Source organism: Pseudomonas sp. LBUM1646 (assembly GCF_059716165.1).
In genome coordinates, this window is the sequence record NZ_CP166810.1 from 6,855,014 (window position 1) to 6,879,609 (window position 24,596).

Annotated in this window: 21 protein-coding genes; 12 read left to right on the forward strand and 9 right to left on the reverse strand. The window is 59.7% G+C overall.

The genetic code is table 11. The features are described 5' to 3' along the window. The first annotated feature begins 17 nt into the window (after positions 1-17). The gene (locus tag ACA071_RS31370; RefSeq protein WP_497642527.1) at positions 18-1,022 is read left to right on the forward strand and encodes an asparaginase; all 1,005 of its coding nucleotides are present in this window, start codon (positions 18-20) and stop codon (positions 1,020-1,022) included. A gap of 55 nt (positions 1,023-1,077) precedes the next feature. Here ACA071_RS31370 and ACA071_RS31375 read toward each other — a convergent pair whose 3' ends face one another. Further along, positions 1,078-1,623: a hypothetical protein gene (locus tag ACA071_RS31375; RefSeq protein ID WP_497642528.1), complete on the reverse strand. Its 546-nt coding sequence runs from the start codon at positions 1,621-1,623 to the stop codon at positions 1,078-1,080. 146 nt (positions 1,624-1,769) lie between these two features. Here ACA071_RS31375 and ACA071_RS31380 point away from each other — a divergent pair, with 146 nt between their 5' ends. From ACA071_RS31380 to ACA071_RS31390, 3 genes are all read left to right on the forward strand, one after another. Then, positions 1,770-2,762 carry an AraC family transcriptional regulator gene (locus ACA071_RS31380; RefSeq protein ID WP_497642529.1) on the forward strand — a complete coding sequence of 331 codons (993 nt, stop codon included), beginning with the start codon at positions 1,770-1,772 and terminating at the stop codon, positions 2,760-2,762. 281 nt (positions 2,763-3,043) lie between these two features. Further along, positions 3,044-4,075: a histone deacetylase family protein gene (locus tag ACA071_RS31385; protein WP_497642530.1), complete on the forward strand. Its 1,032-nt coding sequence runs from the start codon at positions 3,044-3,046 to the stop codon at positions 4,073-4,075. A 12-nt stretch (positions 4,076-4,087) separates the two neighbouring features. Next, the gene (locus ACA071_RS31390) at positions 4,088-5,188 is read left to right on the forward strand and encodes a polyamine ABC transporter substrate-binding protein (RefSeq protein WP_497642531.1); all 1,101 of its coding nucleotides are present in this window, start codon (positions 4,088-4,090) and stop codon (positions 5,186-5,188) included. Positions 5,189-5,239: 51 nt separating this feature from the next. On the opposite strand, the gene pdxR is transcribed toward ACA071_RS31390, so the two are convergent. After that, on the reverse strand, positions 5,240-6,790 hold the full coding sequence (pdxR, locus tag ACA071_RS31395; RefSeq protein WP_497642532.1) for a MocR-like pyridoxine biosynthesis transcription factor PdxR: 1,551 nt from the start codon (positions 6,788-6,790) through the stop codon (positions 5,240-5,242). A gap of 104 nt (positions 6,791-6,894) precedes the next feature. Here pdxR and ACA071_RS31400 point away from each other — a divergent pair, with 104 nt between their 5' ends. Genes ACA071_RS31400 through ACA071_RS31410 form a run of 3 tightly spaced genes read left to right on the forward strand, consistent with a single transcriptional unit; the run spans position 6,895 to position 8,664 of the window. Then, positions 6,895-7,518: an FMN-binding negative transcriptional regulator gene (locus tag ACA071_RS31400; protein WP_497642533.1), complete on the forward strand. Its 624-nt coding sequence runs from the start codon at positions 6,895-6,897 to the stop codon at positions 7,516-7,518. Positions 7,519-7,527: 9 nt separating this feature from the next. Then, positions 7,528-7,974: a GNAT family N-acetyltransferase gene (locus ACA071_RS31405; RefSeq protein ID WP_497642534.1), complete on the forward strand. Its 447-nt coding sequence runs from the start codon at positions 7,528-7,530 to the stop codon at positions 7,972-7,974. Positions 7,975-7,992: 18 nt separating this feature from the next. Continuing rightward, positions 7,993-8,664, forward strand: coding sequence for a GNAT family N-acetyltransferase (locus tag ACA071_RS31410; RefSeq protein ID WP_497642535.1), 672 nt, complete (start codon positions 7,993-7,995; stop codon positions 8,662-8,664). Between the two features lie 108 nt (positions 8,665-8,772). Here ACA071_RS31410 and ACA071_RS31415 read toward each other — a convergent pair whose 3' ends face one another. Then, positions 8,773-9,672 carry a homocysteine S-methyltransferase family protein gene (locus ACA071_RS31415; RefSeq protein ID WP_497642536.1) on the reverse strand — a complete coding sequence of 300 codons (900 nt, stop codon included), beginning with the start codon at positions 9,670-9,672 and terminating at the stop codon, positions 8,773-8,775. A 112-nt stretch (positions 9,673-9,784) separates the two neighbouring features. Here ACA071_RS31415 and ACA071_RS31420 point away from each other — a divergent pair, with 112 nt between their 5' ends. After that, complete coding sequence (locus ACA071_RS31420; RefSeq protein ID WP_497642537.1) at positions 9,785-10,606, forward strand: ABC transporter substrate-binding protein; 822 nt, start codon at positions 9,785-9,787, stop codon at positions 10,604-10,606. Then, positions 10,603-11,439 carry an amino acid ABC transporter permease gene (locus ACA071_RS31425; RefSeq protein ID WP_497642538.1) on the forward strand — a complete coding sequence of 279 codons (837 nt, stop codon included), beginning with the start codon at positions 10,603-10,605 and terminating at the stop codon, positions 11,437-11,439. The genes ACA071_RS31420 and ACA071_RS31425 overlap by 4 nt, the downstream gene beginning before the upstream one ends. Before the next feature lie 90 nt (positions 11,440-11,529). Here ACA071_RS31425 and ACA071_RS31430 read toward each other — a convergent pair whose 3' ends face one another. Together ACA071_RS31430 and ACA071_RS31435 are read right to left on the reverse strand one after the other, a co-directional pair. Further along, entirely contained in the window at positions 11,530-11,808 is a 279-nt protein-coding gene (locus ACA071_RS31430) for a helix-turn-helix domain-containing protein (protein ID WP_497642539.1), read from the reverse strand. Continuing rightward, positions 11,805-13,157: a HipA domain-containing protein gene (locus ACA071_RS31435; RefSeq protein WP_497642540.1), complete on the reverse strand. Its 1,353-nt coding sequence runs from the start codon at positions 13,155-13,157 to the stop codon at positions 11,805-11,807. Before ACA071_RS31435 ends, ACA071_RS31430 begins: the two co-directional genes overlap by 4 nt. A 241-nt stretch (positions 13,158-13,398) precedes the next feature. On the opposite strand from ACA071_RS31435, the gene ACA071_RS31440 reads away from it, so the two are divergent. Both ACA071_RS31440 and ACA071_RS31445 read left to right on the forward strand, forming a co-directional pair. Beyond that, positions 13,399-16,356, forward strand: a complete 2,958-nt coding sequence (locus ACA071_RS31440; protein WP_497642541.1) for an autotransporter outer membrane beta-barrel domain-containing protein — start codon at positions 13,399-13,401, stop codon at positions 16,354-16,356. Positions 16,357-16,557: 201 nt separating this feature from the next. Then, on the forward strand, positions 16,558-18,780 hold the full coding sequence (locus tag ACA071_RS31445; RefSeq protein ID WP_497645414.1) for an autotransporter outer membrane beta-barrel domain-containing protein: 2,223 nt from the start codon (positions 16,558-16,560) through the stop codon (positions 18,778-18,780). A gap of 147 nt (positions 18,781-18,927) precedes the next feature. Here ACA071_RS31445 and oadA read toward each other — a convergent pair whose 3' ends face one another. Both oadA and ACA071_RS31455 read right to left on the reverse strand, forming a co-directional pair. Continuing rightward, positions 18,928-20,736, reverse strand: coding sequence for a sodium-extruding oxaloacetate decarboxylase subunit alpha (gene oadA / locus ACA071_RS31450; RefSeq protein WP_497642542.1), 1,809 nt, complete (start codon positions 20,734-20,736; stop codon positions 18,928-18,930). 11 nt (positions 20,737-20,747) lie between these two features. Continuing rightward, on the reverse strand, positions 20,748-22,163 hold the full coding sequence (locus ACA071_RS31455; RefSeq protein WP_169372405.1) for an acetyl-CoA carboxylase biotin carboxylase subunit: 1,416 nt from the start codon (positions 22,161-22,163) through the stop codon (positions 20,748-20,750). A gap of 190 nt (positions 22,164-22,353) precedes the next feature. Here ACA071_RS31455 and ACA071_RS31460 point away from each other — a divergent pair, with 190 nt between their 5' ends. Then, positions 22,354-23,316 (forward strand): LysR family transcriptional regulator, encoded by a 963-nt coding sequence (locus tag ACA071_RS31460; RefSeq protein WP_497642543.1) that lies wholly within the window; start codon positions 22,354-22,356, stop codon positions 23,314-23,316. Here ACA071_RS31460 and ACA071_RS31465 read toward each other — a convergent pair. Then, on the reverse strand, positions 23,258-23,470 hold the full coding sequence (locus ACA071_RS31465) for a PA3496 family putative envelope integrity protein (RefSeq protein WP_497642544.1): 213 nt from the start codon (positions 23,468-23,470) through the stop codon (positions 23,258-23,260). The genes ACA071_RS31460 and ACA071_RS31465 overlap by 59 nt on opposite strands. A 196-nt stretch (positions 23,471-23,666) precedes the next feature. Continuing rightward, complete coding sequence (gene hexR, locus ACA071_RS31470; protein ID WP_008027445.1) at positions 23,667-24,533, reverse strand: transcriptional regulator HexR; 867 nt, start codon at positions 24,531-24,533, stop codon at positions 23,667-23,669. Positions 24,534-24,596 lie beyond the last annotated feature (63 nt).

The following is a 24,596-nucleotide window of genomic DNA, read 5'->3' on the forward strand; positions in this document are numbered from 1 at the left end:
GCTTTCGGAGAACCTCCATGAATTCCTCGACCTACCCTGCCGCCCAGCACGTCATGGTGCTCTACACCGGCGGCACCATCGGCATGCAAGCCAGCGCCCATGGCCTGGCCCCGGCGTCCGGTTTCGAAGCGCGGATGCGCGACTACCTGCACAGCCAACCTGAACTCGTGGTGCCACAGTGGCGCTTTCGCGAGATGAGCCCGCTGATCGACAGCGCCAACATGACCCCGGCCTACTGGCAGCAACTGCGTGAAGCGGTGGTCGATGCCGTGGATGTCCAGGGCTGCGACAGCGTGCTAATCCTGCACGGCACCGACACCCTGGCCTACAGCGCGGCGGCCATGAGCTTTCAATTGCTTGGCCTGCATGCCCGCGTGGTGTTTACCGGTTCGATGCTGCCGGCCGGCGTGACCGACAGCGATGCCTGGGAAAACCTCAGTGGTGCGCTGGTCGCGCTGGGCCACGGCCTGGCACCGGGCGTGCATCTGTACTTCCACGGCGAACTGCTGGACCCGACTCGTTGCGCGAAGGTGCGCAGTTTCGGTCGTCATCCGTTCAAGCGGCTTGAGCGTCAGGGTGGCGGCGTAAAGGCGTCCTCAATTCCGGCACCGCTGAACTACAACCAACCCAAGCAATTGGCGAACGTCGCGGTACTGCCGCTGTTCCCGGGCATTGGCGCTGAAGTGCTGAATGGCCTGCTCGACAGCGGCATTCACGGTCTGGTGTTGGAGTGCTACGGCAGCGGTACCGGGCCGAGCGACAACCCCGAGTTTCTCGCCAGCCTTGAGCGGGCGCGGGACAACGGCGTGGTGGTGGTTGCAGTTACGCAATGCCATGAAGGCGGTGTCGAGCTGGATGTCTATGAGGCGGGCAGTCGCCTGCGGGGTGTCGGCGTGCTTTCGGGCGGCGGCATGACCCGTGAAGCGGCGTTCGGCAAACTCAATGCGCTGCTCGGTGCCGGCCTGGATAACGCCGACGTGCGACGCCTGGTCGAACTGGATCTGTGCGGTGAGTTGAGCTGATCCACCGCGATTTGCCGGCGCCCACGATTTTGCAGGCGCCGGCTAACCGCGAGGCTTACTTCTTGACCTGATAATCCTGGCCCCACACACGCACCGTGGTGGATGTCTCGATCGGCCCTTCAAAGGTGAATTTCTGCCGAACTGCCGCTTTGGGCGGAACAGTGACTTCATCGGGGTTTTCCAGGCTGGCCGTCAGCCCGTTGGCATAACCGTCCTGATCGATCGCCAGCAAGGCGCCAGTCTGCTTGAGGTTGATCAAGCGCAATTGGCTGTCGCTGCTGTTTTTGAAGCCCAGGGTGACAATGAACGTGTCGCCGACGGCCTCGGTCTTCAGCACCTGAACATCGACGCGGTCCTTCATTTGTTCGCGAGAGGACACGATCGAAGCACCGTCAACGCCCTGTGCCGACTGACGCCCGTCGAGCACGCCTTCATTGACCCCGCCCAACAGATTTTTGCCGGCAGAAATAGCCGACGAGACCGCCGCCTTGGCCGAATCCTTGATGCTGCTGCCGTCGGCCGGCTCGCCCTCGGCAAAGCACAGCGAGCTGAGCAACAGGCTGGAGGCCAGGAGCATGGAGCGCGATGGAGTGAATGTCATACCTAGTCCCTTATGGTTGTTTGCCACGCCACCCGAGGGTGAATGGCAGGCAGGTTGCACCAATCGGCTATCGGCGGCAAGCAGGCGCCCTCCGGGGCGGCATGCAACTTGCTCCCTTCTGGCAGACCTCATGGACGGAAGCGAGCATGCTCCACTCCCACCTCACCACCCTCAACGCCGTCTCCCTGGTGCTCAGCACCTTCAAGGCCGAAGGCCTGTCCAGCGAGGCATTACTCGCGGGAAGCGGCATCAGCGCGGCGGATCTAAGCCGGGCAGACACGCGCATCACCACTAATCAGGAGATGCAGGTCTGCGCCAATGCGGTCGCGCTCAAGCGTGACATTGGCCTGGAGCTGGGCCGGCGGATGCACGTGTCGTCCTACGGCATGCTCGGTTATGCGCTGCTCACCAGTGCCACCTTCGGTGACGCTTTGCGTTTGGCGATGCGCTATCCGGCGCTGTTGGGAACACTTTTCGAACTGAGCCTGGAAGACGATGGCGAGCGCATCTGGTTCGTCGCTGCCGATTACCGGGAGAACCCGGCGCTCGCTGTGTTCAATGCCGAGTTCTGCCTGGTGTCGCTGAAAGTCATCTGCGACGACCTGCTCGGCCACCCGCTGCCGCTGCTCGCTGCGCGCTTCGAACACACCGCGCCGGATTATCAGGCGACCTATGCCGAACACTTCAATTGCTCGCTGAGCTTCGAAGCGCGGGACAACGCGTTTGCCTTCGACCGCAATTGGCTCGACCAACCCCTGCCGCTGGCCGATGTCATCACCCATCAGGCGATGGCCGAACGCTGCCGCAAGCAAAATACCGAGTTCACCGGACGCCAGGCGTGGCTGGGGCGGATTCGCCAGTTACTCGCCACACAGTTGAGCGCGGCGCCGGGCCTCGAGGGCTTGGCGGAACAGATGAACTGCTCGGCGCGCACCTTGCGGCGGCATCTCAAGGACCTGGGCTGCAGCTATCAGGAAATGCTCGATGAGCTGCGGTTTGAGCAGGCCAAGCAAATGCTCTGCGAGGATCAGCTGCCGATCTATCGGATTGCCGAGGCGTTGGGGTTCAGCGAGACCGCGAGTTTTCGGCATGCGTTTGTGCGCTGGAGTGGTGTGGCGCCGAGCCAATTCCGGCCATAGCGCTGATCGTACACTGATCGTTCCCACGCTCCCGCGTGGGAATGCCTCTTGGGACGCTCCGCGTCCCGGTGACGCGGAGGCATCACGGGCTGCATTCCCACGCAGAGCGTGGGAACGATCAGCTCACGCCCAACGCTGGGGCGTTGTCGCGCCAATAAGGGGCGAATTTCGGTCAGATCTTTTGGCCATATCGATCCCCTTTTGGCCTTTCCTGCCGTTCTCCCAAACGCCCCGCCCCGCAAGACTGTGTTCAACCGAATCAGCCTGCGGAGAACAAGAAAATGCTGACGATCTACTCGGACGATCACCACCTGCACCACGGCCGCTGTGAATTGATGGACGGGCAATTGATGCCCTGCTTCGAAATGCCTTCCCGTGCCGACCACGTGCTGCAACGGGTGCAGGACCGCAACCTCGGCCCGGTAGACGCGCCGCAGGATTTCGGTCTCGTGCCGATCGCGCGCATCCACAGCCGCGACTACCTCGATTTCTTCAAAGGGGCCTGGGCACGCTGGACCGAATTCAATACCGATGGCGACTTGCTGCCCTACACCTGGCCGGCCCGCACGCTGCGGCGGATTATGCCCACCAGCCTGCACGGCCAGCTCGGCTATTACAGCTTCGACGGCGGTGCCCCGATCACCGCCGGCACCTGGCAAGCGGCGTATAGCGCAGCCCAAGTGGCATTGACCGCCCAAGCCGCGATCCAGCGCGGCGCCCGCAGTGCTTTCGCGTTGTGCCGTCCACCGGGACACCACGCCGCCAGCGACTTGATGGGCGGTTATTGCTACCTCAACAACGCCGCGATCGCCGCCCAGGCGTTCCTCGACCAGGGCCATAAAAAGGTTGCGATCCTCGACGTCGACTACCACCACGGCAACGGCACCCAATCGATTTTCTACGAACGCAGCGACGTGCTGTTCACCTCGATCCACGGCCATCCGGAAGCCGAATTCCCGTTCTTCCTCGGCTACGAAGACGAACTCGGTGAAGGCGCCGGTGAAGGCTTCAACTTCAATTACCCGTTGCCCGCAGGTTCCGGCTGGGACACCTGGAGCGCAGCACTGGAGCAAGCCTGTAAAGAGATCGAGAAGTACGGCGCCGACATCGTCGTCGTGTCCCTGGGCGTCGACACCTTCAAGGACGATCCGATCTCCCAATTCAAGCTCGACAGCCCCGATTACCTGGCGATGGGCGAGCGCATCGCCAAGCTCGGCAAGCCGACGCTGTTCGTGATGGAAGGCGGTTACGCGGTAGAAGAAATTGGCATCAACGCCGTGAACGTTCTCGAAGGTTTTGAAAGCGCCCAATGAGGAATTAGAACAATGAACAGACTCAAGCGTTTTATCGCTCCAGCGCTGTGCGCGACGGTACTTAGCGGTGCCGTTCACGCCGAAGAACGAACGTTGCGCGTCTATAACTGGTTCGACTACATCACCCCCAAAGCCCTGGAAGACTTCAAGGCGCAGAACACCCAGACCAAACTGGTCTACGACATCTTCGACACCAACGAAGCGCTGGAAGCCAAGCTGCTGACCGGCAACTCCGGCTATGACGTGGTGGTGCCGTCCAACGTGTTTCTTGCCAAGCAGATCGAAGCCGGGGTGTTCCAGCCGCTGGACCGCAGCAAGCTGCCGAACTGGAACCACCTCGATCCCAAGTTGATGAAGCTGATCGAAGCCAACGACCCGGGCAACAAATTCGCCGTGCCGTACATGTACGGCACCATCCTGATCGGCTTCAACCCGGACAAGGTCAAGGCTGCACTGGGCGCCAATGCACCGGTGGACAGCTGGGACCTGATCTTCAAGGAAGAGAACATCAGCAAGCTCAAGCAGTGCGGCGTCGCCCTGCTCGACTCGCCGTCGGAGATCCTGCCGCTGGCCCTGCAACACCTCGGCTTGGACCCGAACAGCAAAAAGCCTGCGGACTACGCCAAGGCTGAAGCGCTGTTGATGAAGATCCGGCCGTACATCACCTACTTCCACTCCTCCAAATACATGGCCGACATCGCCAACGGTGACATCTGCGTCGCGGTCGGTTATTCCGGCAGCTTCTCCCAAGCCGCCAACCGCGCCAAGGAAGCCAAGAACGGCGTCATCGTTGATATGCGCCTGCCCAAAGAAGGCGCGCCGATCTGGTTCGACATGCTCGCGATTCCTAAAGGGGCGAAGAACACGGAAGACGCCTACACCTTCATTAACTACCTGCTGCAACCTCAGGTGATTGCGCCGGTCAGCGATTTCGTCGGCTACCCGAACCCGAACAAGGACGCCACGGAACTGGTCGACCCGGCGATCCGCAACAACCCGAACCTGTACCCGACCGAGTCGGCGATGAGCACGCTCTACACCCTGCAACCGCTGCCCCGCGATGCCGAGCGCGCGCGGACCCGGGCCTGGACCAAGATCAAGTCCGGGACCTGATGGCCGGCTCTGCTGCATAAAAGACCCGCCACCGTGCGGGTCTTGTTTTGATCAGTGGCGCCAGGCAGAACGCAATCGCATCAGCGCCGATTCGATGTCAGCTTCCGGCACGGCAGCGAACCCCAGCACCAGCCCGGCTCGCTGATCTTCTGGTCGGGTGGAATCGGGCAGCCAATAGCTGCTCAAGGCGTTGATCTCGACGCCCACCGCCTCGGCTTGCGCCACCAGTTCACGCTCCCGGGCGACGCTCTCGACCGAGACCGTCAAATGGAGCCCTGCCGCCACACTGGGCAAGCTGCCCACGCCGGGGATGTCTTTCGGCCAACCGGCCAGTAGCGTATTGCGCCGACTCAGGGCGGCACGGCGCATCCGCCGAATGTGTCGCTGGAAATGCCCGGCGGCCATGAACTCGGCCATCACTGCCTGAGTGCTGACTTCCGAATGCCGCACATCCACCGCACGGCGACGGGAAAACGCATCCACCAGGCCGGGCGGCAATACCAGATAGCCCAATCGCAGCGCAGGAAAAGCGACCTTGCCGAAAGTCCCGACATACAACACCCGCCCCTGCCGATCCAGTGCGGCCAGCGGAGACAACGGCGCGCCGCTGTAACGGTACTCGCCGTCGTAGTCGTCTTCGACGATCCAGCCTTGGGTTCGCTCGGCCCACGCCAGCAACTCAAGGCGCCGCGCCAGGCTCATGACCACCCCGGTCGGGTACTGATGCGACGGGGTCACGTAAGCCAGTCGGCAATCGTTGAGCCCTTCCAGTTCGGTGCAATTGATCCCCTCGCTGTCCACCGACACCCCGTGCAATCGCCCGCCGGCCACGGCGAACGCATGACCCGCCGCCCGATACCCCGGATTTTCAATCGCCACCCCATCGCCCGGCTCCACCAGCAGCTGTGCACAAAGGCTAATTCCCTGCTGCGCGCCGCTGGTGATCACAATTTGCTCAGCCGTGCACTGCATGCCCCGGGAACTGCGCAAATACGCGGCAATCATCCCACGCAACCGGGCATCGCCCGCCGGATCGCCGTAACACAGTTGCTGTAAATCCGGTTTGCGCCAGAAAGCCGCATTCAGCTTGGCCCACACCTCGAACGGAAACAGATCGAAGGCCGGCACTCCGACCCGAAAAGCCTTGGGTGGGCCACTTGGCGGCAGGGCCAAATGGTTGTTTTCGACCCGTTGTAAAGCTCCGCTGTGGATAACTTTACTGGATGAAATCACAGGTAAATCGAGCCAATTTGTGGATAAGGTTGTGGGTAACCCTGTTGACAACCCTGTGGATACTTTTGTGGATAGTTTTTTTGCCGGCAACGCGGTTTGCGGCAATTGTGCGACGTAAGTTCCATCGCCGACCCGGCCTTCGATAAACCCCTCGGCGTAGAGCTGATCGTAGGCGCGGACCACGCTGTTGCGGGAAATCGATAACGCCGCCGCCAAGTCGCGACTGGCCGGCAATCGCGTGCCACTGGCCAGTCGTCCATCGAGCACCCGCACGCGTAAAGCCTGATAGAGCTGGCGGCTCAACCCCTGGCGACGATCGAGTTCGATGCCGGCCGGGTTGAAGGACAAGGACAGCGGCGCATCAGTCATGGCCTGAACCTGTAAAGAATGGACCTATGAAATTGGCCAGTAATGGCTCTTACAACAGACCAATAGCCTGCCTAGGATGAAACCATTCGCCAAGGGAAATTTCCATGTACACGCCAAGCAGCTTTGCCATCGACGATTTGCAGGACCTGCATCAGCAAATACTCGCTACCCGCCTCGCCGTGCTGGTCACCCATGGCGAGCTAGGCTTGCAAGCCAGCCATATCCCGTTGTTGCTTGATGCCGAGCAAGGCCCCAATGGCACCCTTTACGGACACCTGGCCAAGGCCAATCCGCAATGGAAGGAATTGCAAAACGGTGCCGAGGCGTTGGTGATCTTTGCTGGCGCCGACGCTTACGTCAGCCCCGGGTTCTACCCGGCCAAAGCCGAGCACGGCAAAGTCGTGCCGACCTGGAACTACGTCGCCGTGCATGCTTACGGCGTGGCTGAAGTCTTTACCGACGCCGATCGCCTGCTCAACCTGGTCAGCGCCCTGACTGATCGTCACGAAGCGAGTCGCGCCCAGCCGTGGAAAGTGGCTGACGCCCCCGCCGACTACATCGACGGTATGCTCAAGGCCATCGTCGGTTTCGCCCTGCCGATCCAGCGCCTGGAAGGCAAACGCAAACTGAGCCAGAACCGTAGTGCCGCAGACATCACCGGTGTGCGCGAAGGATTGGCCGCCAGCCCAGACGTGCAAGACCAGGCCCTCGCCCACTTAATGCGTTAAGGAATGAACATGAGTCAGATCGAGATCCGCCAAGTCACCGCCGACGACCATGCCGCGTGGTTGCCGTTGTGGCAGGCCTACTTGAGCTTCTACAACACAGAGTTGCCTGACGCCGTCAGCCAAAGCACCTGGCAGCGCCTGCTCGATCCGAGCGAAACCACGCACTCCGCCTTGGCCTGGGCCGACGGCAAAGCGGTGGGCATGGTGAACTTCATCTACCATCGCTCGAACTGGAGCATCGAAAACTCCTGCTACCTGCAAGATTTGCTGGTCGTGCCCGAAACCCGTGGCACCGGCGTCGGTCGGCAGTTGATCGAGTTCGTCTACGCCAGCGCCAAGGCGGATGGTTGCTGCAAGGTTCACTGGTTGACCCACGAAACCAACGCCACCGCGATCCAGCTCTACGAGCGCATCGCCGAACGCCCCGGTCTCATCCAGTTTCGCAAAGCCCTTTAAGGTTCAAGGAGAGCAACAATGTCGACCTCACTCGCGGACTGGAAAGGCGTCCCGGCCCCCACGGTTCAACTGCTCGAAGGGCGCTTCATCCGCCTGGAAAAACTCGACCCGGCACGTCACGCCGACGGTTTGTGGAACGCCCTGGAAGGTCCGGGCGCCGATCCAAAGCTCTGGGATTACTTGCCTTACGGTCCTTTCCCGGAGCGCAGCGCCTTTAACGATTGGCTGAACAACCACGCGGCCAACAGCGACCCGTACTTCTTTACCGTGATTGATCGTGCGAGCGGCGATGTGCAAGGCATCCTCAGCCTGATGTCGATTGTCCCGGCCCAGGGCCGAATAGAAATCGGCCACGTCACTTTTGGTGCATCGATGCAGCGTTCGCCAAAAAGCACCGAAGCGGTTTACCTGCTGGCCAAAGAATCGTTCGCCTTGGGCTACCGACGCCTGGAGTGGAAGTGCAACAACGGCAACGCCCGCTCCAAATATGCGGCCGAACGCTTGGGCTTCAGTTTTGAAGGCGTGTTCCGCCAGCACATGGTCGTGAAGGGACAGAACCGCGATACCGCGTGGTATTCGATCCTGGATTCGGAATGGCCGGCGATTGGGGCGGGGTTTGAACAGTGGCTTTCAGATGAAAACCAGACGGATTCGGGGCAGGTGAAAACCCTGGCTGAGTGCCGCACCTGATGATCGTTCCCACGCTCTGCGTGGGAATGCAGCCCGGGACGCTCCGCGTCCCATCGAACGCAGAGCGTCCGTAGAGGCATTCCCACGCAGAGCGTGGGAACGATCTTCTCAGACGAGTTTCTGGGCAAGCACCGCAATATGCTCCGGCCCGATCCCGCAGCACCCACCCAAATGGCTAGCTCCACGCTTCTGCCAATCCGCTGCCCACTGCAGGTAACCCGGCGGATCCAGATCGTCGCGCAAAGGGTCCAATCCGTCGTTGGCCGTGGCCTCTTTCGGTTGCGGCGGGAAGGCATTGGCGTACGCGCCGATGTGAATATTCACCCCCAACCGCTCGAAGGTTTCCCGCGCCGCATCAATCGCCGCGCCGATCACTTCTGGTTGGCTGCAGTTGAACAGCAATGTCTCAACACCCAGCTCAGCCGCCACTGCCGCCGCTTCGGCCACCGGCTCGCCGGAACGCAAGCGCGGCACGTCGTCGGTGTCTTCATCCTTCAAGGTAAACGACAGCCAGAACGGTTTGCCATCCTTCGGCAACCCGGCGTGGATCGCCCGCGCCTCGACGATCGAGCTCTGGGTTTCCGCCAGCCACAGGTCAACGTGTGGCGCGAGCCCCTTCACCAGGGGCGTCAGCAACTCCGTCACCCGAGCAGCGTCGAACAAGTCTGGACGGTAGGAACCAAACAGCGGCGGCAACGAGCCGGCCACGCGCACCGGTTTGCCTGATGCCTCTACCGCACGCCGCGCCAGTTCGCCTGCCAACGCCGCAAGCGCCTGACCTTCAGCAGCAAAACGCTCTTCGCCGATATGGAACGGCACCACCGCATAACTGTTGCTGGTGATGACGTTGGCACCGCTTTCGATATAAGCCGCGTGCACCGCCTCCACCGCTTGCGGCGCTTCGCTCAACGCCAGCGCCGACCACTCGGGCTGCCTGAACGGCGCCCCTGCGCGTTGCAGTTCACGGCCCATGCCGCCGTCCAGAATCACTGTGCTTCCTGCGCCCATATGCTTTTCACTCATAAGCTTATGAAAATAACTCACTATCAGAGTCGTTCTTATAACTATTTAATACGCACCATTCGGTTAATAACAACCATTTTTTTATCAGGGATCGACTGTGAAATTCCAACCGCTACTGGCCTTGGGCCTGACGATTCTGGCTGCCTCCACCCAAGCCTTTGCCGGCGCCACGCTGGATCGCGTCGAGCAAAAGAAAGAACTGGTCGGCGTGCTGATGGAAAGTTATCCACCGTTCTCATTCCTCAATGACCAGAACCAGCTCGACGGTTTCGACGTCGATGTGGCCAAAGCCGTGGCCGAGAAACTGGGGGTGAAACTGCGTCTCGAAACCCCGTCCTGGGACGTGATCGCCGCCGGCCGCTGGAGCGGTCGCTACGACATCTGCATCTGCTCCATGACCCCGAGCAAGGCCCGCGCCGAAGTCTTCGATTTCCCGGTCGAGTACTACGCCTCGCCAGCCGTGATCGTGGTCAACGCCAAGGACGATCGCATCCACAACGCCAAGGACCTGAGCGGCAAGAAAGTCGGCCTCACCAGCGCTTCCAGCTACGAAAGCTACCTGAATAAAAACCTGGTGATCGAAGGCGCCGAAGACACGCAGTTGCAGTACCCGTTCGAGGACGTGCAGATCGCCCCGTATGACACCGACAACGTGGCCTTCCAGGACCTGGGCCTGGGCGCCGGGGTTCGACTGGACGCGATCCTCACCAACCTGGTGACCGCGCAACCGCGCCTGAACGAAGACAAACGCTTCAAACTCGCGGGCGATCCGCTGTACTCGGAGCCGAACTCGGTGGCCATCGAAAAGGGTGACGCCCAGTGGGACGGCAAGGTGCGTGAAGTCTTCGCCCAGCTGAAACAGGACGGCACGTTGAGCAAGCTTTCGCAAAAATGGATCGGCGCCGATATCAGCAAATGACTTCTTTCCCGACACCTCCCCAGCCACCGCAACCGGTGGCTGAGTCGCGACTGCAACGGGTCTTCGGATTCCGCACGCGGCTGTACCTGACCTGGGCGGCGATGCTCGGGCTGTTCGCCAGTTTCTTCCTGAGCTTCGACCTGAAGTTCTCGATCATCCTCGACAAACTGCCCAACCTCGTCGGCCTGCACCTGGCGCCCAACGGCTTCCTGCAAGGCGCGGCGCTGACGTTGTTTCTCTGCGCCTGCTCGATCGTCGCCTCTTCACTGCTGGGTTTCATTACCGCCCTGGGGCGGCTATCGAAAAGCGCCGTGGCGTTCGGCATTGCGAGCTTCTACGCCTCGTTCTTTCGCGGCACGCCGCTGCTGATCCAGATCCTGCTGATCTACCTCGGTCTGCCGCAACTGGGCATCGTGCCAGGCGCCGTCGCCGCCGGGATCATCGCCCTGTCACTGAACTATGGCGCCTACCTCAGCGAAATTTTCCGCGCTGGCATCCTCGGCGTACCCCACGGTCAACGCGAAGCCTCCCTGGCCCTGGGCATGCGCGAAACCGTGATCTTCTGGCGCGTCACCCTGCCCCAGGCCATGCGCACCATCATCCCGCCGACCACCAATCAATTCATCTCCATGCTCAAGGACTCGTCGTTGATCTCGGTGATGGGGGTGTGGGAGGTGATGTTTCTGGCGCAGTCGTATGGACGGTCGAGTTATCGCTATATCGAGATGCTGACGACCGCGGCGGTGATTTATTGGGTGATGTCGATTGGGTTGGAGCTGATTCAGGCGCGGATGGAGCGGCATTATGGGAGGGCGTATTTGAGTCGTAGCTAGGTTCAAATACGACTCCCTGTAGGATCTGCCGAAGGCTGCGATCTTTTGATCTTGAACACATTCAGCCTTCGGTAATGTGTTGCTGCCGACTTAGCTGAAATCCCGTCGAATCCGCACCACGCCCATCTTCAATCCAAACGGTTTGAACACAGAGTTGAGCGATTTCAGTGTCTGATTCCCCTCCCCGTGCTCGATATGCACCAGTGTGCGCAATGAAATTTTGCACATCTTCGCGAATTGGGTTTGGTGCAAGCCGGTGACCTCTACCCGTAATCGACGGACCGCTTCGCCTATTTCAAGAGTGCCTTGGGCAAGCGCCTCTTGAATGTTTTCTATGAGCGCAGTGCGCTCAGCAACGGTCATGCTCATTTCAAATCCCACTCTTTCAGACGCTGCTCCAGATTTTTCAAAGCAATTTGCGGGTGATTCATTGTTGTGTCGGGCAAGCCACTGGCAGTCAAAATATCCGGGAGTGCCAGCAAGTGTTTGGCATCTTCACGCAGACGTTCAAAAGAGCCCGGCCAGTCACCCAATGCTGCAAGCGGATCATTTGGATCAGCGAGACCAGCCAATGCCTGGCACACACCACGCCAATTTACGTCCCCCGCCCTCTCCAACTCTTTTGGCCACTTGGTGGTTCTTGTAACGCCTTCGTCGTCCATTACCATCGGTGCCAAATCATAGATGGGTGCCAAACGAAACGAGGCCGTGTCGCGAATGATTGCGGTATTTCGACCGTGGTTATCTGAATTGCCGAGAATTTTATTGATCAGATCCCGTCGCAAATAGTCAGCAACAAGATCCGGGATTTGGTCTGCCTGCCCAGCATCACGCCAGAGTCCCGCAAGCAGCCGGATAACTTCCATGTGATCCATCGAGCTACCGGGCGTGGTTATTTGTGCCAGAGAGTAGATCGACTCCACAGCAAAACGCTCGACCCCCAGAGGGGACACGTGACGATCAAAACGCTGCATCCACAAACTAGGCTTGGTCGCCTCTTCTAATGCCAAGCCCTGTTCTGCCACCGTCTCGATGCCTAGCGTTTGTAATGCCTTGTAGTAGTGGTACTCACTTCTGAGAATGTCCTGATCGTTCCTGTTTCCTTTATTGCGAGAGAATTTCACGAACCAATGCTGGGTAACGTCTGCGTCGTCCAGTACTGCATCGGGATATAGATTTCTGTCCTTGCCCTGAGCCAGCAAAAGCTTTGGTGCCTCGCCGCCGGCTCCCGTTGCCCCACCCATTTCAGCGCCCTGCTCATAGGCATACTCAAGAAACCGGTTATCACGACTAATGACATCCTGGCGTTTAAACCCTATTGGCTCACGCTGATCTACCGCCTCGGCGGATTCCTTTATGCGCATATTGCCAATCGGTGCCGGAGTGCTTTTGGCCAGTAAATAAAGATCGGCACTGATGTCAGCAGGCTTGTCGCGAGCTATGCGTGCCAACAGAAATTTCTTGGCCGCGCCAGCAGGCGCAATGTCATGCACAAATGCTGGCGTGTTGGATCGCCGGCCATTCCATTCCAAGGGAAATCTGGCACTCACAGCTGTAGCAAAAGGTGTCCCAATATCCTCATAGTTCTCGAAAAGATAAGCTTGTTCGTAACCAAAGCTGCATCGACTTTCGAAGCCCTTTTCAGAACTATCGAAACTTAAAACCATAGCGTCGTGCCATTTCCGGCCCGTATAAATCTGTAAAGTCAGGTTATACATGTCGTCAACACCTGCATTTAATTGCATTTTTCGAAGGCTATCTCATATTGATAATGCAATATAGTGCATATTCGCCAATATAATCGCCTTACCAAACGCAATAAAATGCAGATTTTGTTTCACCAAACCACATAAAAATGCAAAACAATGCGTATGTCTCTCTCCTTACTCCCAGACATCATTCTGTAAAAACCCTCCGCTATACAAGACAGCCCGCTTATAACAAAAAGGCTGTCCACCCATGCCCTTCTTGCCCCAGCGTCTCGCCCTGACCATCGCGCTGCTGATCAGCGCCACCGCCGCCCACGCCAAAACCGTGCAGATCGACACCGCCACCACCGCTGCGCAGACCCTCGGCGGGAGCGACACCCTGACGATCTCCACCCCTGGCAGCATCACCAACAGCGGCAAGACCGTCAGCCTGAAGGACAAGACCAGCGGCGCCGGCGTGGTGATCGATAACTCGGGCAAGATCATCTCCACCGGTGGCCGGGCGATCGACAGCAGCGGCGACCTGACTCAGGCGCGCAACTACAGCATCTATAACCGCAGCGGCGGGCAGGTCCTCGGGTTCAATGATGCGTTGCGCATCGACAGCAACTTCGCCAGCGGCAGCCTGTTGATCGATAACAGCGGCATCATTCGGTCCACCACCGGCCAAGGGCTGGACATGGATGCGCTGCGCAGTGACAACGTGAAAACCACGATCATCAACCGCGCGGGCGGGCTGATTCGTGGGGATGCCAGCGACGGCATGAAGACCGGCGCCAACGCGACGATTACCAACTACGGCGAGATCTCCACCGGCGACTCGCACAACGCTGACGAGAAGTTCGACGGCATCGATATTGATACGGCGACCGGCGTGACGGTGACCAACTACGGGACCATTTCCGGCGGGCGCCACGGCATCACTACCGATCTCGGCGCCACCCTGGTCAACTACGGCCAGATCACCGGTCGCAATGGTTCGGGTTTCGGCTCCGATGGCGACGGTACAGTGATCAACCACGGTACGATTACCGGCGCGTACTCGGGGCTGCAACCCAACGGTGACGGCGATGGCGTGGACATCGACAACATCGCTCACATCGAAAACTACGGCACCATTCAAGGCGTCGGCGCGGGCGGCGTGGACAAGGGTGGTTTCGCCAACGGCAGTGAAGGCATCGCGTTGGGCGGCGGTTATGTGCTGAACGCCAAAGGTGCGCTGATCAGCGGCGCCAACAGTGCCATTCTGGTGGACGACGGCAGCGGCGGCTCTGGCGTGGCGGCGACCACGCTGGAAAACTTCGGCACCATTCAGGGCCTCGACGGTTTCGGCGTGAAGTTCGTCGGCGAGTTCGCCGACAGCGTGATCAACGGCGGCACCATCACCGGCAGCAACGGCCTGGCGCTGGACCTCGGCGGCGGCAACGACAGCCTGACTTTGCGCAACGGCAGCCACTTCGTCGGCGTGGTCGATGGCGGCAGCGGTTACGACCAAGTGGTGATGGACGACGCGGCGGGCGGCAGCTTTGGCGCCAGTCGGAATTTTGAATGGCTGGAAGTGAAGCAAGGTGCCTGGACCCTCACTGGCAGCGGTGATTTCAGCGACGGCGGCGCGGTGCGCAATGGCGCGACGCTGATCAACCAGGGCGGGATTGCCGGCAGCCTGACGGTGGATGCGGGCGGCGTGTATGCCGGCGGTGGTTTGGTGGGCAATCTGCTGGTCAACGGTACGTTGCAGACCAACACCCTACTCGGCACCGCGACCATCGCTCACGATTTGACCTTCGGCAGCGGCGGCAGCCTGGCCTACGGCGTGAATGCCGATGGCAGCAGCGCCCCAGTGATCGTCGGCGGCACCGCCAATCTGAATGGCGCTACTCTGGCAGTGAATCCCGGCAGCGGCACCTATCCGTGGCAAAGCCACTACACCGTGCTGCAAGCCGCGAGCATCAACGGCGCATTCGGCAACGTCACCAGCGACTACGCGTTCCTGACGCCGACCCTCGCTTACACTCCGACTCAGGTCGACCTGACCTACACCCGCAACGACATCGACTTCAACCAATTCGCGGCCACCGGTAACGGCAACAACGCCGCCAACAGCCTGGCCTCGATGGGCAAAAACAACGCGCTCTACAACGCCTTGCTCAACACCACCAACGCCACAGCAGGCGCGGCGATCGAGCAATTGGCCGGCGCGAGCAACGCCAACCTGACCAGCGCCACCCTCGGCGCCAGCAGCCAGATTGGCGGCAGCATGCTCTCGGCGATGCAGCAAATGGGCGGTGGCTCAGGCTTGCTGGTGGGCCTCGATCAACGGGACACGCCAGTCCTCGCGTCCACCGGCGTACCGTCCGAAGCACGCAACCTCAACGACCCGAATGCCCAGGGCCGACTCTGGCTGCAAGCCATCGGCGGCTACGGCAAGATCGACGGCGAACATGGCAGCAGCGGTCTGGAACAACGCACCAAAGGCAGCGTGCTGGGCGCCGACTGGGCGCTCAATCCACAATGGCGATTGGGTGTGCTCGGCGGTTACTCGAAAACCGATCTGGATGCCACGGGTGTCGATGGCAATGTCGAGAGCTGGCACGCCGGGATCTACGCCCTGCGCCAAAGCGGCCCGTTCGCGCTACGCCTCGGCGCCGCCTACAGCGGTCATCAAGGCGAAAGCAAACGCACCGTCGCCTTCAACGGTTTCAACGATCGGCCAAAAGGTGATTACGACGCTGACAGCCAGCAAGCCTTCGCCGAACTGGGTTACGCGCTGGGCAGCGGTCGACTCAGCGCCGAACCCTTCGCCAACCTCGGCTACCAGCGTTATCACCGCGACAGCTATCAGGAAAAAGGTGGAGCCGCCGCGTTGCAGGTCGACGAACAAACTCAGGACAACTTCAGCAGCACCTTCGGCGTACGCCTGGCGCACCTGAGCACCCTGGATAACGGTATGAGCCTGACCCCGCGCATGACGGCTGGCTGGAAGCATACGTATGGCGATGTCAGCAGCTCGACTCGCCAAGCGTTTGTGGTCGGTGGCACGGCGTTCAGTGTCGATGGCAGTTCGCTGGATCGTGACAGTCTGGTGCTTGAGGCCGGGCTGGATCTGGGCATTTCGGCGCGTCATAGCATCGGCGTTGCCTACAGCGGCGAGATGGGAAGTAACAGCCGTAATCACGGGTTGATTGGGCAGTGGCGAATGAGTTTCTGACCGTTGTGATAGCTGGCGACGTCTGGATTGGTTGTAGGTAAAAGCGCCAGTCACAGCAGGTAAAAACTGCCGTTCCCCTGCGGCTGGCTTTTTTCGACAGATAAATCTGACACAACCTGCAAACCTGCCGGAACCGGCTGACATCGCCACCTATAGCCTCTCTCTTAAAGTTTGGTCTTCTGTCAAAAGAGATCAAACTCGATGTCTGCTCAACACAAATTTCGACCACAACACCTCGCTCTGGCCATTGCGCTGGCGCTGGGATGCGCTGAATTTTCAAACGCTCAAGAGCTGTCTACTCACACCGAACCGACAGCCCCTCCCGAGGTAATGGAACTACCGGATGCCGAGCTTAAGAGCGATCCGTTTGACAGGCTTCAAACCTTTATTACGGCTGAAGACACCGCTACCGAAGTGATCGACTCACCTCAGCGTGTTGTAAAAGGAAAAGATGTCAACGATCTCATCATCGTGGGGAACGGTGGCAGCATCAAAGGTCGGGCTGATGGCGGCGGCGGAATCAACGTCATGCATCTTGACGCTTCTGACGGTGGCGAACTGGGCGACACGCGTAACTTCGACGGCCTGCTCCATTCGCAGGGCGCGTGGACATTGACCAGTAAGAGCGATTTCAAAGAAGGTGTGATGGTGTTCAAGGACGGCATTCTGACCAACAACGGGAAAATCCTGGGTGGTGCGATTGCAATAGGACAGCTCATCAACAAAGGCGATATACGGGGCAACGTGTCCGTCGAAGAAAGCGGTACTTTCGCAGGTGCCGGCACCGTCGGCAGCCTGGAAGTGCACGGCCTCGTCGACGTCAATAGACTGCATGGCGCCCCCAGGGTCAAAGGTGACTTGAGCCTTTTCGACACAGCCGTATTGGCCTACGAGGTCAATCCCGATGGCCCTGGAGAAACGATCAAGGTCGGTGGCACTGCCAACCTGGGCGGTGCCACGCTGAAAATCGTCGCAATGCCGGCTGAATATCCGCAAAGCAGCCAGCACACCATCATCGAAGCCAAAAAGGTCGAAGGCGAATTTGGCAAGGTCCTCAACGACCTGGCCTACATGACCCCTACCGTGCATTACGACAAAAAGAACGTCGGCCTGACCTACGCCCGTAACGATGTGCCTATAGAGAGTCTTGCCACCACCGAGAACTCACAGAAGTTCGCCGAAAGCATCGAAGAACCACAAAACATCCCGAAAACTCAAAGACCGTCTGACAACGCGAACACAGTGATCGCCGAAGTGACGCCATCCACTCCCGCCGAGACTGCCGAAGCAGCTCCATCCATCGCGGCAGAAACGCCCACACCAACGCCGGCCACCATCGCCAGCACTTCAGTCACAGCTCAAAAACCAGCCCCCACAACGAACGCCGCCGTCACCGCTCTGCTCGCCTCCAACAAGCAAACAGCCTCACTGGCCCTTGAACAACTGGCCGGTTCCAGCAACGCCAATCTCGCCAAAGCGACCCTGAGCAGCGTCGATCCGGTCAGTGGCAGCATGCTCTCAGCCATGCGTCAGCTGGATAGTACTCAAGGAACCCGTAGCCTGCGTGAGAGGAGCAGTGCACCACGCCTGGCCGCCGGCAGCGAAGACAATAGCCGGGTCTGGCTGAAAGCACTTGGCCACGGCGGGAAACTGGATCGCGATGCTGACCCCTTGCAACACTCGACCAAGGGTTTGCTGCTTGGAGCGGACTGGAGCATCGACGAGGAATGGCGCCTGGGGGTAATGGGCGGCAAATCCCGAACTCAGCTGGACAGTCGTGAACTCGAAGGAGATCTCGACAGCTGGCACTTGGGTGCTTATGCATTGCGCCAGAACGGTCCGATGTCACTTCGTCTTGGCGCGACTTACAGCAGCCACGACGGCAGCACGGATCGCCGGGTGGCTTTCACAGGGTTCAGCGATCGTCCCAAAGGCCGTTATGACGCCAGCACCCAGCAAGCTTTCGCCGAAGTGGGTTACAACCTGGGCCGCGCAAACGTCAGCATCGAACCGTTTGCCAGCCTCGGCTATCAACGCTATCAGCGTGACGGCTACACCGAAAAAGGTGGGGCCGCAGCACTGAAAGTCAATGAACAGACCCAGAGCAACATGAACAGCACGTTTGGCCTGCGTCTGGCGAAGGTCGATACCTTGGATAACGGCATGCGACTGACGCCGCGTTTCAGTGCCGGCTGGAAACACACTTACGGTGAGCTCAACACCCACACCCGCCAACGATTGGTCGCTGGCGGCAGCAACTACACCGTTAACGGTGTGGAACTGGATCGCAACAGCCTGCTGGTTGACGCGGGCCTGGATCTGGGGGTTTCGGCAAACCACAGCGTTGGGGTTGGCCTGACCGGCGAGATCGGCAGTGACAGCCGTAATCACGGCGTAACAGGACAGTGGCGGATGGCGTTCTGATCAACAACTGACATACCACAGCTATGTAGGAGCGAACCGTCGCACCGCTCGCTCCTACAATGGTGTGTCGTGACCTCAAAAAACAGGCAAAAAAAAGGGGAGCACATGCCCCCCCGAGGTTTAAAGCGGTCTATCGAGGCTGTTAACTCAGCCTTCGATCTCGATCAGGATTTCGCCCGGGTTCACCCGGTCGCCCTTGGCCACGTGGATGGCAGTGACTTTGCCGGCGATGGCGGCCTGGACTTCAGTTTCCATCTTCATGGCTTCGGTGATCAGCACGGATTGCCCGGCTTTCACCGTGTCGCCTTCCTTGACCAGCACATCGACGATGTTGCCTGGCATGGTGGTGCTGACGTGGCCCGGTGCCGTGGCTTGCTTGCGCTTGCTGCTGCCGCCGCTGACGAATTCGTTGAGCGGTTCGAACACCACTTCTTCCGGCATGCCATCGATGGACAGGTAGAAGTGACGCTTGCCTTCAGCCTTGACGCCGACACCGGTGATGTCGACGCGGTAGGTTTCACCGTGGACGTCGATGACGAACTCGGTCGGCACGCCTTCGCCACCAGCCGAGGTCACGCCACCGGCTTCAGGAATCGGCAACAGCACTTCAGGTGTCAGGGTGCCGGCGTTGCGTTCTTCAAGGAACTTGCGGCCGATGTCCGGGAACATGGCGTAGGTCAGCACGTCTTCTTCGGACTTGGCCACTGCACCAATTTCGGCACGCAGCTTGGTCATTTCCGGCTTAAGCAGGTCGGCCGGACGAACGTCGATCACCTCTTCGCTGCCAATGGCCTGACGACGCAGTTTCTCGTTCACCGTGCCCGGCGCCTTGCCGTAGCCACCTTGCAGGTAGAGCTTCACTTCGTTGGTGATGGTTTTGTAACGCTCGCCAGCCAGCACGTTGAAGAACGCTTGGGTGCCAACGATCTGCGAGGTCGGGGTCACCAGCGGCGGGAAGCCGAGGTCTTCACGAACCCGCGGGATTTCAGCCAGCACTTCGCTCATGCGATTGAGTGCGCCCTGCTCTTTCAGCTGGTTGGCCAGGTTGGAAATCATCCCGCCCGGTACTTGGTTGACTTGCACGCGGGTGTCGACGGCGGTGAACTCGCTTTCGAACTGGTGGTACTTCTTGCGCACGGCGTAGAAGTACAGACCGATCTCTTGCAGCAGCTCCAGGTTCAGACCGGTGTCGAACTCGCTACCTTTAAGGGCCGCGACCATCGATTCAGTGCCTGGGTGGCTTGTGCCCGAGGCGAAGCTGGAGATCGCGGTGTCGATGTGGTCGGCGCCGTTTTCGATGGCCTTGAGTTGGCACATGGTGGCCATGCCAGCGGTGTCGTGCGAGTGAATGAACACCGGCAGCGACTGCTCGGTTTTCAATGCTTTGACCAATTCGCCGGTGGCGTACGGAGTCAGCAGGCCAGCCATGTCCTTGATTGCCACCGAGTCGCAACCCATGGCTTCCATTTGCTTGGCTTGCGCCACAAAAGCGTCAATGGTGTGCACCGGGCTGGTGGTGTAGGCGATGGTGCCCTGGGCATGTTTGCCGGCGGCTTTTACGGCTTCGATGGCGACGCGCAGGTTACGCACGTCGTTCATGGCGTCGAAGATGCGAAACACGTCGATGCCGTTGACCGCGGCCTTGGCGACGAAGGCTTTGACCACATCGTCACTGTAATGGCGGTAGCCCAACAGGTTCTGGCCACGCAGGAGCATTTGCAGACGCGTGTTAGGCAGCGCCGCGCGCAGTTGGCGCAGACGCTCCCACGGGTCTTCTTTGAGGAAGCGTACGCAGGCGTCGAACGTCGCGCCGCCCCAGCATTCCAGCGACCAATAGCCGACTTTGTCGAGCTTGTCGCAGATCGGCAGCATGTCTTCGGTGCGCATGCGGGTGGCGAGCAGCGATTGGTGGGCGTCGCGCAGGATTGTGTCGGTTACGTGGATTTTCTTAGTCATTGGAGTATTCCTCACAGGCCTGCGTGGGCGGCGATGGCGGCGGCGATGGCCAGGGCCAGCTCTTCGGGTTTGCGCTTGATCGAGTAGTTGGTCAGTTCAGGGTGGGCTTCAACGAAGCTGGTGTTGAACTGGCCGCTACGGAATTCCGGGTTACGCAGGATTTCCTGGTAGTACGCGGCGGTGGTTTTGACCCCTTGCAGACGCATGTCGTCGAGGGCGCGCAAGCCACGGTCCATCGCCTCTTCCCACGTCAACGCCCACACCACCAGTTTCAGGCACATGGAGTCGTAGAACGGCGGAATGGTGTAGCCGGTGTAGATCGCCGTGTCGGTGCGCACGCCGGGGCCGCCGGGCGCGTAGTAACGGGTGATCTTGCCGAAGCTCGGCAGGAAGTTGTTTTTCGGGTCTTCGGCGTTGATCCTGAATTGCAACGCGAAACCGCGGTGCTGGATGTCTTCCTGTTTCACCGAAAGCGGCAGGCCGGACGCGATGCGGATCTGCTCACGGACGATGTCGATGCCGGTGATTTCTTCGGTGATGGTGTGTTCCACCTGCACCCGAGTGTTCATCTCCATGAAGTACACCTCGCCCTCGGCGAGCAGGAACTCCACGGTGCCAGCGTTCTCGTAACCCACAGCCTTGGCCGCACGCACCGACAGGTCGCCGATATAGGCGCGCTGTTCCGGGGTCAGTTGCGGGCTCGGGGCGATTTCGATCAGCTTCTGGTTACGGCGCTGGATCGAGCAGTCACGCTCGAACAGGTGCACCACGTTGCCAAAGCTGTCGCCGAGGATCTGCGCTTCGATGTGTTTTGGATTGACGATGCATTTTTCCAGGAACACTTCCGCGGAACCAAAAGCTTTGGTCGCTTCAGAAATGACCCGAGGGAACGCTTGTTCAAGATCTTCTCGGCTATCGCAGCGACGGATACCCCGACCGCCACCACCGGAGGTGGCCTTGAGCATTACCGGATAACCGATGCGGTCGCCTTCAACCAAGGCTTCGGCGATGTCCGCGACATTGCCTTCAGTCCCTGGGGTGACCGGCACGCCCGCCTTGATCATGCTGCGACGGGCTTCAGTCTTGTCGCCCATGCGGCGAATGACTTCAGCCGATGGGCCAATGAACTTGATGCCGCGCTCTGCGCAGATATCGGCCAGTTCAGCGTTTTCCGAGAGGAAACCGTAGCCGGGGTGCAAAGCATCGCAACCGGTTTCTACCGCCAGATTCACTAGCTTGCGCGCATTCAGGTAACCGGCCAGTGGGTCGGCACCGATGCTGTGGGCTTCGTCCGCACGCTTCACATGCAAGGCGTGCCGGTCGGCATCGGAATAGACCGCGACCGAGCGAATGCCCATCTCGGCGCAGGCACGCACGATTCGTACGGCAATCTCACCACGGTTGGCGATCAGGATCTTTGTTATCACTTGGAGGTTCCCTTGAGCCGGTGGTACCCACGACCTGTTAGGCCAGGTCGACGCGTGACTAAATGTTTCGATTTAGTCGCAGCCCCACACTAGCCCCCATGAGGGATTAACAAAAATGATTAATAATTGGGTCAGGCATAAGTAAAGACTTATAGTTGACTCACCAGCCTGCGGTGAGAGCGTCTATAAAATGCGTAAGTCATTGATGCGTATGACATTGCGTCAATTACAGATCTTCAATGAGGTCTGCGATCTGAGGTCCTACAGCCGAGCAGCTGAGGAAATGTCCCTCACACAACCTGCCGTGAGCCTACAGATTCGTCAACTTGAGGAGCTGATCGGTCAGCCGTTGTTCGATTACGTCGGCAAAAAACTCTACATGACAGAGGCCGCCGAAGCCTTGCAACGCGCCAGCCGAGACATTTTCGGGCGCCTGGAAAACCTCGATATGCAGTTGTCGGACATGCAGGGATCGTTGCAGGGCCAACTGAAACTGGCGGTGGAATCCAGCGCCAAGTATTTCGTACCGCACCTGTTTGCCGCGTTCAAGCGCCAGCATCCGGAAGTGAACCTGCAACTGACGGTGGTCAACCGTGGGCAGGTGATCCGGCGCCTCTCCGACAACCGCGATGATTTGGTGATCATGTCCATGGTGCCGCAGGACATGGGGTTGGAGTTTTTGCCGTTTCTCAACAATCCGATCGTGGCGGTAGCGCCGCCGGACCATCCTCTTTGCCACATGGGACCGCTGCGCTTACAGGATCTGGAGCCCTACACGCTGTTGTTGCGCGAGCCCGGCTCCGGGACGCGAATGGCCTGCGAAGAGTATTTCAAAGAGAAGCGCGTGCACTTCAACCAGACCCAGGAGGTCGCATCAGCCGAAGCTCAGCGGGAATGTGTGTTGGCGGGTCTGGGCGTCGCGCTGTTGACGCGCCACGCCCTGAACCTTGAGTTGGCGACCGGCGGATTGATCGAGTTGCCAATCGAAGAGCTGCCGCTGTATCGCAGCTGGTGTCTGGTGCAGGCCAAGGCCAAACGCCTGTCACCGGTAGCGCACGCGTTCCTTGCGTTTATCCGCAGCGAACGGGTGCAGATCAGCGCCCTGGTTGGGCGTTTCGACGGGAAACTGCGGGAGCTGCCTGCCAATAGTTGAGTTCCAGCTCGTCAGGAAAATCACCAATCTCGGCCAGAAGCTGGCGGCGTTCGCAGCGATCTTCGATAGCACGGCGAAATTCCATGCGGCGCTGGTCTTCTTGCTGACGACGGGTTTTGAGGGCGCTGTTGCGTTCTTCGTAGGGCTGGGCCATTTCGAGTCTCCCAAGGCGATTACGGGAGTTACACGATGAACGCTGGGGATGACGGTTTGGCGGCGGGTGGGTTACAGGAATGTGAATATTGGCAGGCTCTGCAGACAGCCAAAAAGCAAAGATCGCAGCCTTCGGCAGCTCCTACGGGTGTTCACATTCCCCTGTAGGCGCTGCCGAAGGCTGCGATCCTTTGATCTTAGTCGTCCAGCGCTTTCACCGATTTAGGCGACAGTCGCAAGCTGCGAAGGCTGCGCTTGACGCTCTTGAGGTGGTTGACCAGGCTCGGGCCGCGCGCCATGGCCACGCCCATCGCCAACACGTCGATCACCACCAGGTGGGCGATGCGCGAGGTCAGCGGTGTGTAGATTTCGGTGTCTTCGTGCACATCGATCGCCAGATTGACGGTCGACAGCTCGGCCAGCGGCGTCTGGCTCGGGCACAAGGTGATCAGCGAGGCGCCGCTTTCGCGCACCAGGTTCGCGGTGATCAACAAATCCTTGGAGCGCCCGGACTGGGAAATGCAGATCGCCACGTCGGTCGGTTTCAGCGTCACCGCCGACATTGCCTGCATATGCGGGTCGGAGTAGGCCGCCGCAGTCAGCAACAAACGGAAGAATTTGTGTTGGGCATCCGCCGCCACTGCACCCGACGCGCCAAAGCCATAGAACTCGACCCGCTGCGCCTGAGACATCAGCGACACCGCCCGCTGCAACTCCACCGGATCGAGCTTCTCGCGAACCTCCATCAACGTGTGCAGGGTGGTGTCGAAGATTTTCAGGCTGTAGTCGGCGACCGAATCGTCTTCATGAATCGCGAACTGCCCGAAGCTCGCACCGGCCGCCAGACTCTGCGCCAGCTTCAACTTCAGATCCTGAAAACCCGAGCAACCGATAGCGCGGCAAAAGCGCACGATGGTCGGCTCGCTGATGCCCACGCTGTGGGCCAGGTCAGCCATGGAACTGTGCATCACCGCCGCAGGATCAAGCAGCACGTGGTCGGCGACCTTGAGCTCCGACTTGCGTAACAGGTGACGGGACTGGGCGATGTGTTGCAGCAGATTCAAAGGGGTGGACTCTTTGTTATTGGCAGTTGCCGGGGATGTAGCACGCTTGTAGTTATACTACAT

Coding starts and splice junctions, on each gene's coding strand:
- ACA071_RS31370 (WP_497642527.1), top strand. CDS start 18: ATGAATTCCTCGACCTACCCTGCCGCCCAGCACGTCATGGTGCTCTAC.
- ACA071_RS31375 (WP_497642528.1), bottom strand. CDS start 1,623: ATGACATTCACTCCATCGCGCTCCATGCTCCTGGCCTCCAGCCTGTTG.
- ACA071_RS31380 (WP_497642529.1), top strand. CDS start 1,770: ATGCTCCACTCCCACCTCACCACCCTCAACGCCGTCTCCCTGGTGCTC.
- ACA071_RS31385 (WP_497642530.1), top strand. CDS start 3,044: ATGCTGACGATCTACTCGGACGATCACCACCTGCACCACGGCCGCTGT.
- ACA071_RS31390 (WP_497642531.1), top strand. CDS start 4,088: ATGAACAGACTCAAGCGTTTTATCGCTCCAGCGCTGTGCGCGACGGTA.
- pdxR (WP_497642532.1), bottom strand. CDS start 6,790: ATGACTGATGCGCCGCTGTCCTTGTCCTTCAACCCGGCCGGCATCGAA.
- ACA071_RS31400 (WP_497642533.1), top strand. CDS start 6,895: ATGTACACGCCAAGCAGCTTTGCCATCGACGATTTGCAGGACCTGCAT.
- ACA071_RS31405 (WP_497642534.1), top strand. CDS start 7,528: ATGAGTCAGATCGAGATCCGCCAAGTCACCGCCGACGACCATGCCGCG.
- ACA071_RS31410 (WP_497642535.1), top strand. CDS start 7,993: ATGTCGACCTCACTCGCGGACTGGAAAGGCGTCCCGGCCCCCACGGTT.
- ACA071_RS31415 (WP_497642536.1), bottom strand. CDS start 9,672: ATGGGCGCAGGAAGCACAGTGATTCTGGACGGCGGCATGGGCCGTGAA.
- ACA071_RS31425 (WP_497642538.1), top strand. CDS start 10,603: ATGACTTCTTTCCCGACACCTCCCCAGCCACCGCAACCGGTGGCTGAG.
- ACA071_RS31430 (WP_497642539.1), bottom strand. CDS start 11,808: ATGAGCATGACCGTTGCTGAGCGCACTGCGCTCATAGAAAACATTCAA.
- ACA071_RS31435 (WP_497642540.1), bottom strand. CDS start 13,157: ATGTATAACCTGACTTTACAGATTTATACGGGCCGGAAATGGCACGAC.
- ACA071_RS31440 (WP_497642541.1), top strand. CDS start 13,399: ATGCCCTTCTTGCCCCAGCGTCTCGCCCTGACCATCGCGCTGCTGATC.
- ACA071_RS31445 (WP_497645414.1), top strand. CDS start 16,558: ATGTCTGCTCAACACAAATTTCGACCACAACACCTCGCTCTGGCCATT.
- oadA (WP_497642542.1), bottom strand. CDS start 20,736: ATGACTAAGAAAATCCACGTAACCGACACAATCCTGCGCGACGCCCAC.
- ACA071_RS31460 (WP_497642543.1), top strand. CDS start 22,354: ATGCGTAAGTCATTGATGCGTATGACATTGCGTCAATTACAGATCTTC.
- ACA071_RS31465 (WP_497642544.1), bottom strand. CDS start 23,470: ATGGCCCAGCCCTACGAAGAACGCAACAGCGCCCTCAAAACCCGTCGT.